This window comes from Bartonella schoenbuchensis R1, from assembly GCF_002022685.1.
GTDB lineage: Bacteria > Pseudomonadota > Alphaproteobacteria > Rhizobiales > Rhizobiaceae > Bartonella > Bartonella schoenbuchensis.
The window spans coordinates 1,497,301-1,514,143 of the sequence record NZ_CP019789.1; the positions used below are offsets into that span (position 1 = coordinate 1,497,301).

General features: G+C 42.7%; 11 protein-coding genes and 1 pseudogene. 4 read left to right on the forward strand and 8 right to left on the reverse strand.

The features are described from left to right. The first annotated feature begins 764 nt into the window (after positions 1-764). Positions 765-1,091 (forward strand): ElaB/YgaM/YqjD family protein, encoded by a 327-nt coding sequence (locus BscR1v2_RS06750; protein ID WP_078690170.1) that lies wholly within the window; start codon positions 765-767, stop codon positions 1,089-1,091. Positions 1,092-1,094: 3 nt separating this feature from the next. Next, the gene (locus BscR1v2_RS06755; protein ID WP_078690171.1) at positions 1,095-1,532 is read left to right on the forward strand and encodes a hypothetical protein; all 438 of its coding nucleotides are present in this window, start codon (positions 1,095-1,097) and stop codon (positions 1,530-1,532) included. Between the two features lie 538 nt (positions 1,533-2,070). Here the strand turns inward: BscR1v2_RS06755 and BscR1v2_RS08440 are convergent. From BscR1v2_RS08440 to BscR1v2_RS06810, 7 genes and pseudogenes are all read right to left on the reverse strand, one after another. Continuing rightward, positions 2,071-2,199 carry a hypothetical protein gene (locus tag BscR1v2_RS08440; RefSeq protein WP_257787977.1) on the reverse strand — a complete coding sequence of 43 codons (129 nt, stop codon included), beginning with the start codon at positions 2,197-2,199 and terminating at the stop codon, positions 2,071-2,073. Between the two features lie 266 nt (positions 2,200-2,465). Next, positions 2,466-3,815, reverse strand: coding sequence for a phosphoglucosamine mutase (glmM, locus tag BscR1v2_RS06770; protein ID WP_078690174.1), 1,350 nt, complete (start codon positions 3,813-3,815; stop codon positions 2,466-2,468). An 878-nt stretch (positions 3,816-4,693) separates the two neighbouring features. After that, positions 4,694-6,748 carry an ATP-dependent zinc metalloprotease FtsH gene (gene ftsH / locus BscR1v2_RS06775; RefSeq protein WP_078690175.1) on the reverse strand — a complete coding sequence of 685 codons (2,055 nt, stop codon included), beginning with the start codon at positions 6,746-6,748 and terminating at the stop codon, positions 4,694-4,696. A 137-nt stretch (positions 6,749-6,885) separates the two neighbouring features. After that, positions 6,886-8,625 (reverse strand): annotated as a pseudogene (gene tilS / locus BscR1v2_RS08590) (tRNA lysidine(34) synthetase TilS). After that, complete coding sequence (locus BscR1v2_RS06795; RefSeq protein WP_153302012.1) at positions 8,610-9,482, reverse strand: tol-pal system YbgF family protein; 873 nt, start codon at positions 9,480-9,482, stop codon at positions 8,610-8,612. Before BscR1v2_RS06795 ends, tilS begins: the two are co-directional and overlap by 16 nt. Positions 9,483-10,281: 799 nt before the next feature. Continuing rightward, positions 10,282-10,803, reverse strand: a complete 522-nt coding sequence (gene pal, locus BscR1v2_RS06805) for a peptidoglycan-associated lipoprotein Pal (protein ID WP_078690181.1) — start codon at positions 10,801-10,803, stop codon at positions 10,282-10,284. Positions 10,804-11,478: 675 nt separating this feature from the next. Next, positions 11,479-12,192: a DUF1013 domain-containing protein gene (locus BscR1v2_RS06810; RefSeq protein WP_078690182.1), complete on the reverse strand. Its 714-nt coding sequence runs from the start codon at positions 12,190-12,192 to the stop codon at positions 11,479-11,481. A 437-nt stretch (positions 12,193-12,629) separates the two neighbouring features. On the opposite strand from BscR1v2_RS06810, the gene BscR1v2_RS06815 reads away from it, so the two are divergent. After that, a complete protein-coding gene (locus BscR1v2_RS06815) occupies positions 12,630-13,376 on the forward strand; it encodes a YebC/PmpR family DNA-binding transcriptional regulator (RefSeq protein WP_010704326.1) in 747 nt (248 codons plus the stop codon). Between the two features lie 863 nt (positions 13,377-14,239). Here BscR1v2_RS06815 and rpmE read toward each other — a convergent pair. Then, positions 14,240-14,461 carry a 50S ribosomal protein L31 gene (gene rpmE / locus BscR1v2_RS06820; RefSeq protein WP_007476551.1) on the reverse strand — a complete coding sequence of 74 codons (222 nt, stop codon included), beginning with the start codon at positions 14,459-14,461 and terminating at the stop codon, positions 14,240-14,242. Between the two features lie 208 nt (positions 14,462-14,669). On the opposite strand from rpmE, the gene BscR1v2_RS06825 reads away from it, so the two are divergent. After that, positions 14,670-16,487, forward strand: a complete 1,818-nt coding sequence (locus BscR1v2_RS06825; protein WP_078690183.1) for an ABC transporter transmembrane domain-containing protein — start codon at positions 14,670-14,672, stop codon at positions 16,485-16,487. Positions 16,488-16,843: the final 356 nt, after the last annotated feature.

Consider the following 16,843-nt stretch of genomic DNA (forward strand, 5'->3'; position numbering starts at 1 on the left):
CATCTGCCCGCTCTCAAGCACACTCCCAACCCTCCCTCACTTGACTACCACGACCACCTTTCCCCACTCATACTAATCCCACAACAGTACCCACAGCTCGTATCATCCCTCCAAGCTCGCACACCATACAACACCCACAACCTCCTCGCTCTCATCCCCCCTTCCCCGACATCCACCCCTTTTCCCAAGTCTGTCTGCTCATCCCCGCCCTTTCAAACCAACGTCCCAACCATACACTCACACACCCTTCTCTCACCACCTCACGCCTCAGCATCCCCTCACTCACACCTCGCACGCACACCTCCCGCACGTACCCAACCTATCCCACACAGCACATCCTCTCCCCCGCACGCATATCCCTCTTACGCATACTTCCCCTCATGCATTTATGCATCTCTCTTAAAGAGAGCCCACACTCCCTAAAGGTTCGCATATACAACCATAGGTTTATCTATAAAACCTAACAATTCAATCACAAAGGGGGGCATAGACTGTTGCAAAACTTCATGAAAAAAGAATCATAAAAATTTTGTCCATGCCATCATGTCCTCTTTTTCAAGGGTTTTTTGCGTAACTTGCCTTATACTGTTAAGAATCTTTAGGAAAAACAACATTTATAAAAAAATACACTTATAAATTGTATTAAGCATGGAACCAATATGATTTAAGGGCGTTAAACACTAACGAATGTTCAAATCTTTGACTCAGGTGATGGCTTTCACCATGAATCAAAAATAACACAAGAAAAAGAAGGAAGAATCATTATGGCAAACAACAAAGCAGCAGATGACAGAGCAACATCAACAGAAAAAGACCTGCACGCTCAATTGAAACAATTACGCAGTGAAATGGCAAACATAACCTCAGCACTAAGTGACCTTGGTTCAAACACATTAAGTGAAGCCAAAAACAAAGCAACAAAATTCTACGCTTCAGTAAAAGACAATGGTGAAGATATTGCATCACAAGCTAAAGATGTTTTAAGCGATTTTGAACATAACTTAAGCAGATGTGTACGCAAAAATCCTAGCAAGAGCGTTTTGGTTGCAGCGGGCATTGGTTTTGTTCTCTCTTACTTGATCCGCCGTTAACTCATGCAAACGTCTATTGTATCCTTACTGTACCAATTGACTGGTGGAAATCTCAAAAATACGGTCAAACAGATCCGTATCCAAGCAATTTGCTGTGGAATTATTGGATTTTCATTATTGATGGCTCTAGTGTTTTTAAATGTCTTAAGCTTCCTTGCTTTGTGTTTAGTGATGCACCCAGTTGGTGCAGCCACAACAATGGTATTTATTTGGTTTTTTGTTGCAGGATTAAGTGTTTTGCTAAGTCGGTTTTTCAAAGCATATCAACAACGCAATTATCAAAGACACTATGAAGAACAGCACCGTAAGTTTATGACAGAGTCAACCCTTTCCAGCATCGCAATGCTGGGTAAATACTTGCCTCTTGTTAAATTAGGGTTACCAGCCTTGGGACTTGCAGCTTACTTTTTGTGGCAAAAAGATAAAAAAGATCACTTTTAAAACATATAGCTATTGTGATTCACCCCCCCAAAGGCACATTCTTCTATACCCAGAGAATGTGCCTTTTTCCTCTGCAAAAAGCACACCCCCCACAAGAGCACATCTGCCCCCTCTCAAAGCATACCCCCACCCCCCTCATGCTTGACCTACCCTGACCACCTCTCCCCACGCACACTGACCCCACAAGAAAACCCACAGCTTACTTGCATCATTCTTCAAACGCACTCAACCTCATCCCCCTCTAACCAAGCACACACCACAATAACACCTAAGCCTCTCTCCCAAATACCCCTTCCACACATCCTCTTCCTTCCAAGTCTGCCCTGCCTCATCCCCGCACTCTCAAACCAAAGCCCTGGCATCCCCTCATGCCTCAACATCCCCCCACATCGTTGCACCCAATCTACCCCCCCACAAGAGAGCACATCTGCCCCCTCTCAAAGCATACCCCCACCCCCTTCACGCTTGACTACCCTGACCACCTTTCCCCACGCACACTGACCCAACAACAATACCCACAGCTTACTTGCATCATTCTTCAAACGCACTCAACCTCATCCCCCTCTAACCAAGCACACACCACAATAACACCTAAGCCTCTCTCCCAAATACCCCTCTCCCACACACCCATCTTCTTCCCAGCACATTCGCCTTGTGTAAAAAGCACACACACCTTTAAACCAAACTTGCTCATGAAATATTGAGAAAACCTCAGCACACAAAAGATACGAATAAAATACCCCCCATTATCGTCAGAATAATAAACGGAATGAGATTGATTTAATTCAGCTTACAGCCGCGATTTGTTTCCACCAGCCTTTAAGGGAAAGAGTAATCCTTAACCACCCACCCCTGCAAGATAAGGCGCTTTAGACCTCTCTTAAAACACCCCCTCCCCCAGAAAGGGCATTCTACATCCACCCTTGGAGCACTCTAAACACGATCATTGCGCACAATAACGTCTGCAATATCTGCCGCAATAGTTTCAATGGCTTTAGTATCATCACCTTCAACCATCACACGGATCAACGGCTCAGTTCCAGAAGCACGAATAACCAACCGTGTTTCTTTTCCCAGCCCTTCTGTCACTTGATCAATCGCAGCTTTGACCGGAGATTTATTCAACACATTTTTGTCTTTAATTGTTATATTTTTCAAAATTTGGGGCACAGGCTCAAAACGCTTACACAGCTCGCTCATCGAAAGTTGGCTTTCTTTCATGCACGCTAAAATCTGCAAAGCAACAACTAACCCATCACCCGTTGTCCCAAAATCACTCAAGACAATGTGCCCACAATTTTCCCCACCAACATTATAACCCTTCTCACGCATCGCTTCGACAACATAGCGATCCCCAACCTTAGTACGCACCAAATCTAATCCTTTAGCGTTTAAAAAACGCTCCAACCCAAGATTTGCCATAATGGTTGTCACAACACCATTGCGCTGCAGCCGCTCAGTTTTGTGCCAATGCTCAGCAAGCACCGCAATCAATTGATCACCATCTACGGTTTGGGCTTTTTCATCAACCATTAAAACACGATCACCATCCCCATCAAGAGCAATCCCCACATCGGCACGCACCTCATGAACTTTCTCTTTTAAAGAAGTCAGATCAGTGGATCCACATTCTTGATTAATATTAAAACCATTAGGCTCATTATTGATCGCAATAACCTCTGCACCCAATTCCCATAAAGCAAGCGGTGCAGCCTTATATGCAGCACCATTGGCACAATCAACCACAATGCGCAAAGAATCCAAACGCACATCACGTGGCAGCGTGCGTTTTGCATATTCAATATAACGGTAAATATCCCCTTCAACCCGTTTTGCACGCCCAATTTCTGCACAATTTGCTAAAGAATGTGAAAGATCTTTCTCAAGTAATTGTTCAATTTTTGCTTCAATTTTATCTGAAAGCTTAAAACCATCAGGGCCAAAAAGCTTAATTCCATTGTCGTAATAAGGGTTATGAGAAGCAGAAATCATCACTCCAATATCTGCCCGCAGAGAACGGCAAAGCATGGCAACAGCAGGGGTTGGCACAGGCCCAAGCAAAAAAGCTTCCATTCCAGCAGCAGTAAATCCTGAAACCAAAGCATTTTCGAGCATATAACCAGACAATCGAGTATCTTTACCAATCACCACACGGCACGGCTGCCCTTGTGAACGAAACAAAACACCCACAGCCATCCCCACTTTCATGGCAAAATCTGGTGTCATAGGAAAACAATTGGCTTTCCCCCGAATACCATCTGTTCCGAAATATTTTTGCGCCATCTTTTTTCCCTTTCCACCCAGAAGACCCTTCGGGTCATCAACCTTTCAAATTAATTACCAACCACTCTACCACAACCCCTTCGGGGATCATCAATCCCCCCCTCAAGCTATCACCCCTTTAAATCACAAACCACTCAGCTTACCAAAACGCCCCCACCAATCTGCCAAGTTTCCAACCGCTCCTCATAAACCTCGTTCTTTAAACCCCTTCAGCTCATCAACCTTTCAAATTAATTACCAACCACTCTACCACAACCCCTTTGGGGATCATCGCCCCCCTCAAGCTATCACCCCTTTAAACCACAAACCACTCAGCTCACCAAAATGCCCCCACCAATCTGCAAAGTTGCCAACCGCTCCTCATAAACCTCGTTCTTTAAACCCCTTCAGCTCATCAACCTTCCAAATTAATTACTAACCACTCTACCACAACCCCTTCGGGGATCATCAATCCCCCCCTCAAGCTATCATCTCTTTAAACCACAAACCACTCAGCTCACCAAAATGCCCCCACCAATCTGCAAAGTTGCCAACCGCTCCTCACAAACCTTGCTCTTCAAGCCCACTCCTAGAACCCTCCTCACAAAGCCCCCAATCTTTTAAAAAAAGACCAGCCTCTCGCACGAATCTATTGAGATAAACAACCTTTACCCACGCACAAAAATCCTGTTCCCAATAGATAACTTACTAAAGCAACACCTTAACACTCTTCCATCTTTTCAAAACGTGTCTGCATGCACAAGAAAGCCCACACACCCAGCCAAAGACCTCTCACTTATTGTTAAAATCTTCGACTTAAAGTCAGCAAAACCTCCTGCTTACTGCTTTACTCAAATCTTAAAGGGAAGTTTTTTGCATTGAGTACTATTTACCTATTTCTAAGCATCTGGATTGCTCGCAGAATCACTTTTTGCTTTCACCTTCTTGTTATCACTTGCCTTTAGCGTATTTTTAGAAGCACTTTTAGAACTACGCACCTTTTTCTCGGCAACATCCGTTTTCTTCTCAGTAACATCCGTTTTCTTTTCCGCAGCAGAAGATTTGAGCTTTTCTTTTCCACCCTTACCACCTGTTTTAGGCACAGATGAAGTACGTGAAGGCACATGATCATTACCCTGTGTGCGTGAAGGTGGTTTACCCGCAATCACTTCGTTAATTTCTGCACCAGTTAATGTTTCATATTCTAACAAACCTTGTGCCAACGCAAACCACTGTTTCTTTTTTGTTGTAAGAATTTTTGTTGCACTTTTATAAGCATCATCAATAAGTCTGCGCACTTCCGCATCAATCATGCGTGCCGTTTCTTCAGAGACATTTTGCGTTCTTGCAACCGAATGACCTAAAAAAACTTCATCCTGATTATCGCCATAAGCAACATTGCCAAGCATATCAGAAAATCCCCACCTTGTGATCATAGCACGTGCCAATTTTGTAGCCTGTTCAATATCAGAAGCCGCACCAGATGTGATATTTTCCTTTCCAAATTTTAATTCTTCAGCCACTCTTCCACCCATCATAATCGCCAAGCGTGAAATCATCCACCGATAGCTCATGGAATAACGATCGCCTTCAGGCAATTGCATGACCATCCCCAAAGCTCTTCCTCTTGGCACAATTGTTGCTTTGTGAACAGGGTCAGCAACAGGCACATTTAAAGCCACAATAGCATGCCCCGCTTCATGATAAGCAGTCAGCTCTTTTTCCTCTTGTGTCATAGCGGTTGAACGGCGTTCAGCCCCCATCATGACTTTATCTTTCGCGTCTTCAAACTCTTGCATTGTCACCACTCTTTTGTTGCGGCTTGCAGCCATTAAAGCAGCTTCATTAACAAGGTTCATCAAATCAGCACCGGAAAACCCTGGTGTTCCTCTTGCCAAGACTTTCAAATCAACATTGGGCGCTAAAGGCACATTGCGCACATGAACTTTCAAGATCTCCTCACGCCCAGCAACATCAGGGTTTGGCACAACAACTTGTCGATCAAAACGCCCTGGTCTTAACAAAGCAGGGTCAAGCACATCTGGCCGGTTTGTTGCAGCAATTAAAATAATGCTTTCATTAGGTTCAAACCCATCCATTTCAACAAGCAACTGGTTTAATGTCTGTTCACGCTCGTCGTTTCCACCGCCAAGTCCTGCACCACGGTGGCGCCCAACCGCATCAATTTCATCAATAAAGATAATGCAAGGAGCATTTTTTTTAGCTTGTTCAAACATATCACGAACACGGCTTGCCCCAACACCCACAAACATTTCCACAAAATCTGACCCTGAAATGGTAAAAAATGGAACATTAGCTTCCCCAGCAACAGAGCGTGCAAGCAAGGTTTTCCCGGTTCCTGGTGGCCCAACAAGTAAAACCCCACGGGGAATACGCCCCCCTAAACGCTGAAATTTTTGTGGATCACGTAGAAAATCAACAATTTCTTGTAAATCCTGCTTTGCTTCTTCAACACCAGCAACATCTTGAAAGGTGACCCGTCCATGCGCCTCGCTTAGCAATTTTGCTTTTGATTTCCCAAACCCCATTGCACCACGTGATCCATTTTGCATTTGTCGCATAAAAAAGATCCACGCCCCAACGATAATAATAACAGGAAGAAGAGAGAACAATAAATTGAGAAAGATACTATTCCCAGAACTTTCAGGCACAGCCTTCACATTAACCTTTTTATCTTCCAACTTTTGTACCAAAGAGGGATCTCTTGGTGCATAAGTTGAAATGATTCGACGATCAGCCGTATGTCCTGTTAACTTTTGACCTTGGATAGTCACAGTTGTAAACTCGTTATTCTCGACCTTCTTTAAAAAATCAGAATAGGAAAGCTCACTATTCCCAGTCCGCTGGGTGCTTCCATTAAAGAAAGAAAATAACGCAATGAGTACTAAGGCGATGAGCCCCCAAATCATGAGGGAGCGGTAATTGGAATTCATATTCAGTCCATTTATCAGATATAAATTTTTATAGAATTATGAGTAACATATAATCTTGTCCACGCCTTGCCAAGACATGAATGAGATGTTTATCATTTTTTAAAACGATTTTTCTGCATCTTTTTCACATAATGTTTTCATGTAATATTAAAAAAAGGTTCTACAACATTAATAAGAGCGGCATCTTCGCGCAACGATAGCCAATTAAAGGGTGCAAGAATGCGCTGCACAGTCACTTTATGGCAACAAGAAAGGTGAGAAAGCTCTGGAATATCAATACCTTTAGCCCCTAAAACCAATGGAAGAGATTGCAACGAAGGAAAATGAGGTCGTTTACGATCAACCATAGCTTCAAAATCAACCATATCCCCAATCACCTCACCCTCCCCAATTATATGAGTATTGGAAAAATATTTTCCATACCTAAAAAACTGTTTTAAATGAACAAGATCAGCTGCACGCACTTTAAGGGCATCTCTCTCATGATTGGTGATCTGATAGCGCCCATCCCATAAAAAGGTTTGCCCAGGAAGGATGATTGCCTCTTGAATATTTCGAGCTTCACGCCAAAAAGCAATCCCCTTTTGACCATATTCGATAAGAGACCCAGCCAAAGTAAAGCGCTTTTTTTCTAAAGAATGAAGACACAATTTTTGATTAAGAGCACTCAATTTTTGAGATGCAAGCAAATAAGGGCTACCCCCCATCAATACAGCAAATAACCCCACAACAAATGGAAAACCAGGATGACGGCATAAAAAAGGCTCAGGCCTTTTAATAAAACATCGCCCATACTCAACAACAATATCCAAGGCTAGAATCAAATCAGCAATCATCTGCGCGTATTGACGCCGTTTTAATGCAGCTTCATTGACTTTTTGCGCAACCTCGGAAAAGTCTTTAAAATGAATAGAATGACGCACACGTACGCGTTCAAAACGCAAATCATCATTCGTGGGATCATCAATCCACTCTATTCCTCGCAAACGCAAATAAGCGCGCAAACTATCGCGTTTAATGCCAAGTAATGGGCGAATCAAACGCACTTTTCGGCGCAACAATGCCTCACGCGCAATACAAGACAAACCACGTTCAATCAATTCACCATTGTCTTTCAAGACACTAGCGCCTTTTAATGGGCCTGTCACACCCATTTCCTCCCATGTATTATTATAATCACCCCGCCCCCCTTTTGTGAAACACCCACAGCCTCAACACCACACTGCGCACCAGCAGCCTCATCACCCTGTTCTACACCACCACCCCCCTCACCTTTTGATCTTAAAGTAAAAACCTCATCACCCCGCCCCCCCTTTTGTGAAACACCCACAGCCTCAACACCACACTGCGCACCAGCAGCCTCATCACCCTGCTCTACACCAACCCCCCCTCACCTTTTGATCTTAAAGCAAAAACCTCATCACCCCGCCCCCCCTTTTGTGAAACCGCTTTATCCTTTAAGACACGTTGGCAGCGCATGTAATAGGTTTCAACCTGATCATTGAGAGTGTGCCCTGTCATAATAAGCGTTGCACCCTGCTTTTCAGCTTCTTGGAACAATAAATCATACCGTGCAACACGTGCTTTTTGAGAAATATCTGTCTTTGGCTTCGTGCCTTCCCACCGCACAATGACATGCTTAATCTGATAAGCGCGACAAATCTCTGCCACCTTCTGAGCTTCACACGCTGATTCCTCACGCAATTGATGATCAACCGTAACAACAATAATCTCAGGGGGAGAAAGCAGTGTCTTAAAATAATCTTTAAGCAAAAACAACAAAGCCAGCGAATCACCCCCCCAGAAGCTGCCACAATCAGCTTCTGACAATGGGTAAAATCTGACTTCTTAAAAATTTTTGCTAATTGAATGAGCACTGAGAACGACTCTGTTCTTGTTTAAGACGTTTACAAAAAACGCACTCTAACGTTTGGTAGTGTTTTGGAATGTCAGCAAAAACATCACAAGCTGCTTTATTTTGACCAAGAGCAGAAACACTCATCGCTAATTTTAGCAAAATTTCAGAACCATATAAGGTGTTTTTATACGTATACCATACATACAAATAAACCTGCGCGGCTTCATGATAGCGTTCTTGCCCAAGCAAAGATTCTGCTAACCAAAAAACAGCATCGCCAACTAAAGGGTCTTGTTTATAACGCTTGTGAAAAGCACAAAAAGCTTTTTCAGCTTCAGCATAATTGGCAGAAAGAATAAAATGATAGCCCTCTCTATACAGTTTCTTAGGCAATAAGCGTTGATCTTCATCCCCGTCTACCTGTTTGGCAGCACCACCCTTTTCACGCTCTTGCTCCCCACGCTGTAAATGCTCACCATGCCCTGCTTTTATGCCATTTTTACGCTCATCATCCATACCATCAACAGCACCACTCTTACCCCCTTTTCCACTGTACTTGTTTTTCCTCCCTTGCTCTTTACTGTAACTGTACTTGCCAGCTGGAACCGCTTTCTCTTGACTTTCACCTTGGCTTCCACCTTGCCCCTTAATCACCTGAGCTGTCTCTTTTAAAGCTGTCTCCTTTAAATAAGGGTTATTCGAAGGGCAATAATAACGAAAAGAGCCCTCTTGATTAAAAAGATCAAGCAAATGTTGCCGAAACAAACGCTCTTCCCTCTCCCCTCGTTTATCGCGCTCTAGCACCCCCTGTATCGCACGCAAAAGAAGATCCAAATCTTTGTCTTTCAGAAGAGTATCCTGACGATCCGCAGCCACCTTTTGCACCGCATCTACACTGTAAACAAAAAGTGGGTCCATGCTCGGGGGAAGAGATGGACCCACGCTTTGGGCAACCAATGTGCCCAAACTCTGGTCAGAAGATGGACCCCTGCTCGGGGGAGAGGCGGGTCCATACTATGGGCGGACGATGTACCCAGACTCTGACCAGAAGACGGGTCCATACTCGGGGGAAGAGATGGACCCATGCTTTGGGCAACCAATGTGCCCAAACTCTGGTCAGAAGATGGACCCCTGCTCGGGGGAGAGGCGGGTCCATACTGTGGGCGGACGATATGCCCAGACTCTGACCAGAAGACGGGTCCATACTCGGGGGAAGAGATGGACCCATGCCTTGGGCACTCAATGTGCCCAAACTGAGATCAGAAAATGGATCCATACTCGAAGGGGGGGAGATGGACCCACACTTTGGGCACCCAATGTACCCAAACTCTGATCAAAAGCCAAATCCATACTCTGGGGGAGAGATGGATCCATGCTGTGGGCAACCAATGCGCCCAAACTGTGACCATAATATGAATTTAAACCGTGATCAGAAAATTGAATAGCATTTTGAGGTGTACTTTGAACAGGCCAAAAGAAACAAACCACCACAATTAATGTAAAAACGCAAGCATGCCAGAATGATAATTGATACAAAAAACCAGCTTTCCAGCTCTTTTTGCGCCCAGCATGCAAAATTTTTTTCCCCTAAATAATTGTTAATGATCTCAATAGACCATTGATTTCACTTCTTTGACCACCATTGACCTACGGTTTTAATCCACCGCTTATAGATTTAATAACCCCCATTTCCGGAATTGATTGTCAAAACAACACGCCGATTTTGATTCCAACATGAAATATCATCACATACAGCAACAGGTCTTTCTTTTCCATAAGAAATTGTTTTCATCCGTTGTGAAGAAACCCCAAGAGAAACGAGATAATCGCGAACAGCAATAGAACGGCGCTGCCCAAGGGCTAAGTTATATTCGCGTGTTCCACGGTCATCAGCATGCCCTTCAACAGTAACAAAATAATGAGGATAACGCAACAACCACTCGGCTTGACGCTTCAAAACATACTCAGCATCAAGCTCAATAGAAGAAGAATTAAGACTAAAGAAAACACGGTCTCCTACATTCACCGTAAAATCTTGTGTTGAACCACTTGCAGCACTACTAAAATTTGCATCCCCCATAGAAGAATGCATGCCACCAGCCTCATTGAAATTCTTTTTGGCACAACCAACAACACTCAACAAAACAAAAAAGACCACAATCAGTGGACGACGAAGCATGTTCTGGATAAACCCCATATGCTGATTCTCCTTAATAAAAAGCACCAAAGTTAAGGAATTTTAATACATTATCCCCTAAAAAATTTTTTATCACAAAAAAGTAAATATTTGACTTAAAACAGCACTCCTAAAAACAACACTCCCAGCAACACTCTCTTTGTCATTTACCTATCTTTTTCTTTTTCACATTTTCTCCCTTTTTGATATTTTCTCCCTTTTTGCAGCCCTTTTCAAACTGCTTTTTACTCTTTTCGCGCAACCTTTAGTGCTTTACCTTCTTAAAGCCCAAGGCCCTTTCAAGCTATAAATATTCTACACGCTCACTTTAGCAATCTGAATGGCTTCTAAAAACATATTGAGCTTGGCAAAAATATTACAAGCTTTTACCTATAATTGATTATCCCTTGATTCCCCCAACATTGGCAATTAATTTCAACCTCACCAACATTTAAAATCACCCTCGTTTAAGATACGCCATCATTTGAAATATAGCCATTACTTGAAATGCACGATCATTTGATGAATGTCTTACTTGAATTGACAATTACGTGTTTGCAATTGACAATCACTTGAGATGCGAATTCTTCTTCTCAAAATTTTTTTCTTAAACAAGAGGGGTGCGAAATCTTAAAGCCCCTTTGCATAAAAATAAACCACCACCACTTTATACACTTTTAATGCTAAATAATGCTACTATTCGTTATCGGAATGATCTTTTTTAAGCGCATTTAGTTTGGCAAAAACCTTATCAGCATCAAAATTGTTGTCCACCATTGGTCCATCCTCAACATTGGCAGCCGATTGAGACTCACCACCAAGAGCAAAATTTTCTGTCACTGATGCAGGAAGCAAAGTTTCACTTTCTTGTTGTGTAGGCAGAGGGCGATTTTTTGCAGCCCGTTGGAGTTCAATATCCAAATCAATTTGCAAGCACAAACCAAGTCCCACAGGGTCAAGAGGAACTAAATTAGCACTGTTCCAATGTGTCCGATTGCGAATTTGCTCAATGGTTGTTTTTGTTGTTCCAATCAATCGTGAAATCTGTGCATCTTTTAACTCAGGGTGATTAAGCACTAACCATAAGATTCCATTGGGGCGATCTTGGCGTCGAGACAAAGGGATGTAGTGAGCGCGTTTGCGTTTTGGCGTTGGAATACGCACCCTTGATTCGCAAACCTTTAAACGTGCTTTTGGATCAGCCTCCACACGAGCAATTTCACTGCGTGTCAATTGCCCAGAACTAATGGGATCAAGACCTCTAACCCCATGAGCAGATTCACCATCAGCAATGGCTTTTACTTCCAAAACATGCAACTGACAAAATTCTGCAATCTGATCAAAAGAAAGTGCCGTGTTATCAACCAACCACACAGCTGTCGCTTTGGGCATCAAAAGTTTTGTTGCCATCTTTATACTATCCTTTTGTTTGCCTTTTTTAAAACTAAAGGCAAGTTACTGCCCACTTTAGGAACTCTGGGCGTTTATCTTTGAAATGTACAATGGCTTATCACGGCTTCCAATGAAGAACCATAGAGTAAACCATTTTTCCACGAAATCTCCTCCTTTTTCATGAAACCGCCTTTATAGCGTGATTTTTCTACCACGACAAGACATCTGTCTTTGGATGATCATAACAAGAGTGTATTTACCTTTGTGGTGAATCTTTTTATAAAGTCTTTTTCAATCTGCACACCCTATGCTGCAACACATATATTATTTGCTAGACAACATATATTATTTTGCTAAACAATATATTTTGCCAGACAATCTATAAACATATATCTTGCCAGACAAGGTTATTTTGCCAGATAAGGTATGTGATCGTCCAAACTGAAAGGGAAGCCATGGCAGGCCACTCACAATTTAAAAATATTATGCACCGTAAAGGGCGTCAAGATGCGATACGCTCAAAAATGTTCTCTAAACTTGCGCGTGAAATTACAGTTGCAGCCAAACAAGGTGCTCCTGATCCGGCAATGAATCCGCGTTTAAGACTAGCTATCCAAAACGCTAAATCGCAATCCATGCCAAAGGATAACATTGAACGCGCCATTAAAAAAGCCTCAGGCGGTGATGTCGAAAATTATGATGAAGTGCGCTATGAAGGCTATGGCCCAGGCGGTGTTGCAATTATTGTTGAAGCTTTAACCGATAACCGTAACCGCACCGCTTCTAATGTGCGTGCTGCCTTTACAAAATCTGGCGGGGCTTTAGGGGAAACAGGATCTGTCAGTTTCATGTTCAACCGAATCGGTGAAATTATCTATAATCTTGAAGCCGGCACACCAGACACTATCATGGAAGCAGCCATTGAAGCTGGCGCTGAAGATGTCCAAACAGAAGAAACTGGCCACCACATTTTATGTGCCTTTGAAAATATTGGTGAGGTTTCAAAAATGTTGGAAGCAACACTTGGTGAAGCACAGTCTATTAAAACCGTTTGGAAAGCAACCACCCTTGCACCCGTGGATGAAGAAAAAGCTCTGTCTATCCTACGCCTTCTCACCACATTGGAAGACGATGATGACGTGCAAAATGTTTATGCCAATTTCGATGTTAGTGATGAAATTTTAGCCAAGCTATCTCCATAAAACTGGCTTAAAATCATCACCTGCTCTACTACCCACGAAGTTTGATTGAATGCATCAAAGAGTATCTCTTTGAAAGCAGCAAGGGGGTTTTTAATTTTTTTTAGTTTTTGTAATTTACACGCTTGAGCATTTTTAATTGAGAATTTCCAATGCATGATTCCAATGCATGATATTGAGCATTCAGTATACAAAAGTCTCTCATCACACGCATATTCACCACATGCATAAAATTTTAACGTTCATTCCCCCTTCAAACATTTAACTCATCCCCACGTGATTTCAACTCTCGCAAATCGCCTCAAACCTCATACACCCGTATTCTTGAAAACGGATTTTATCTTTAAAATCGGCTGAACACCCCCTTAAGATCTCAAAACCTTACACCCCTTCAAACATCCACTCATCCCCACGCGATTTCAATTCTCGCAAATCGCCTCAAGCCTCATATATCCATGTCCTTGAAATCTGGTTTCACCTTTAAAATTGTTGAACACCCACTTAGACTTCAAAAAAACTTTATCTCCCCCTTAAATCGTCACGCTCCCCATGTGATTTCAACTCTCGCAAATCGCTTCAAACCTCATACACCCGTATTCTTGAAAACGGATTTCACCTTTAAAATCGGCTGAACACCCCCTTAAGATCTCAAAACCTTACACCCCTTAAATCATCACGTTCCCCACGTGATTTCAATTCTCGCAAATCACCTCAAGCCTCACACACTGTACTCTTGAAAACGGATTGCACTTTTTTGAAATCTTGGATGCGCCCCCTCCCACATCACGCGTCAAATCCACGTGCTCAAACGCGCTCAATCTTCACATTGCAAACTTCACAAATACTGTTTTTAGAAGTTAAATATTTTAAACGCCGAGATTACCAAAGCGATTTTTGAACTTAGAAACACGACCACCACGATCGACCAATGTCTGAGAACCACCGGTCCACGCTGGGTGGGTTGTAGGATCAATATCTAGAGAAAGGGTATCTCCCTCTTTTCCCCATGTCGAGCGAGTCTCATATTTAGTTCCATCAGTCATAGCAACATAAATCATATGATAATCGGGATGAATATTCGCTTTCATACGGCATACTTTCGTTTTTACATAACGAAAAAGCGCTATTTTGCTTTTTTAAGTGCGCTCGCTTCGTCTTTTTGATACATTAATTGAATTGAGATTCTTATAGCTGAGCGTACATAAAAAAACAAGTGTGCAAAGCCTATCAATCCATAAAGTCTTATAAGGAATAAAAAAGTCTTATAAGGCACAAAATAAAAAGATAAGGAATAAGATGAACAAGCACACCACCACAAATCCATCAAATCATTCTGACAAATTTGCAAAGCCTTCTAAAAAAAGAGTTTCTTTTGCTTTGCTTGCAACTTTTGCTCCTTATATTAAACGCCATCACTGGCTTGTTCTTTATTCCTTTGTCGCTTTATTTATTGCCGCTTCTGTCACATTGGCCTTGCCTCTTGCCATTCGTCAAATGCTTGATCACGGTTTTTCCGCTTCAAGTCACGGTAATATTAATTTTTATTTTGGCATTTTATTTGTATTAGCCTTACTTTTAGCACTTGCTTCAGCATGCCGTTACTATTGTGTCATCACATTGGGCGAGCGCATTGTTGCTGATTTACGCCGTGATCTTTTTGTCCACATCACACAACTTTCACCTGATTTTTTTGATCATTCTCGCTCTGGTGAAATTATGTCTAGGCTTTCCACAGACACAACACAAATTAAAACAGCTGTTGGGTCAACAACCTCGACAGCTCTGCGTCATCTCATTGTGGTAATTGGCGCAATTGTGATGATGGTCATCACCAATCTTAAGCTATCTCTTCTTGTTGTTCTTGCCATCCCCCTTGTTGCCATTCCATTGATTATTTTAGGGCGTAAAGTCCGCCAACGCACACGTACTGCGCAAGATTGTTTAGCAGATGCAAATGCTCTTGCCTCTGAACAGATAAACGCTATTCGAACTGTACAAGCCTTTACATCTGAAAACTTTATTGCTTCTCGCTTCACATCTCTTATTGAACGCGCTTTTCAAACAGCGCAATTGTCTGTGGTTTTGCGCTCTTTTTTCACCGGTTGTGCAATTTTCCTAGTTTTTGGAAGCATTGTTGCCGTCTTATGGATTGGCTCACGTGATGTTTTAAATGGCACCATGTCTGGTGGTACACTTGGTCAATTTGTTCTTTATGCAATTTTCGGTGCCATGACCTTTGCACAATTATCCGAACTTGGTGCAGAATTAGTACAAGCAGCAGGTGCAACAGAAAGAATTGCCGAATTATTGCAAGAAAAACCAACCATCACAACACCAGATTCCCCCTTGCCTTTAGCTCACCCCGTTCAAGGAGCTATTGTTTTTAATCAGATTGATTTCAACTACCCTTCAAGACCCCAAGAACAGGTTTTGCAAAATTTATCCTTTTCCATCAAAGCCGGTGAAACTGTTGCTTTTGTAGGTTCCTCAGGGGCAGGAAAAAGTACTCTTTTTTCTCTCATCTTGCGTTTTTATGACCCCCTAAAGGGGCAAATCCAATTTGATGGCGTTGATCTTAACCGCCTCTCTCTTCATGATTTACGCTCATCAATTGCTTATGTCCCGCAAGAGGTTGTTATTTTTGAAGGCACACTGCGCGACAACATCATCTTTGGTACAAAAAATGCTGATGAAGCACAAGTCATCGCCGCAGCCAAAGCAGCAAACGCACTTGAATTTATCGAATCTCTTCCTCAAGGCTTTAACAGCCAAGTTGGAGAACGTGGAATTATGCTCTCTGGTGGTCAAAAACAACGCATTGGCATCGCACGAGCAATTTTAAGAAATGCCCCGCTATTGCTCCTTGATGAAGCCACATCAGCCTTAGATGCACATAACGAAAGACTCGTGCAAGAAGCCTTGGAAGGCCTCATGCACAACCGAACAACATTAGTGATAGCACACCGTTTAGCAACAGTCTTAAAAGCAGACCGCATCCTCGTGCTCGATAAAGGAACCATCATTGAAGAAGGAACCCATACCCAATTGATTGAGCAAAATGGGGTTTATGCACATTGGGCTCAACTGCAATTTTCACCAGACCAAAAATCATAAAAGATTTTAAAAATATCCAGAAGTCTTAAAACACATCAAAACATAGCACTCAAATAATCTCTAAACATTTAGAGTGCTATCAACTATATCCCCCACAGGCTCCATCAACTCTACCCTCATGGGCTCCAACAACCATACCCCTCCCACGGACTCCAACCAACGCTGAAAACTAGGCACCCCCTACCCTCTAATCTCGCAAAAACAGCAGGCAGCCTCTTCCTCCTCACAGGTTCCATCAAACCTACCCCTCACAAGCTCCAACAATCATACCCCTCCCACAAGCTCCAACCAACGCTGAAAACTAGGCATCTCCTACCATCAATCTCATAGAAAAGTGGATAAGCTCTTCCCCTCTC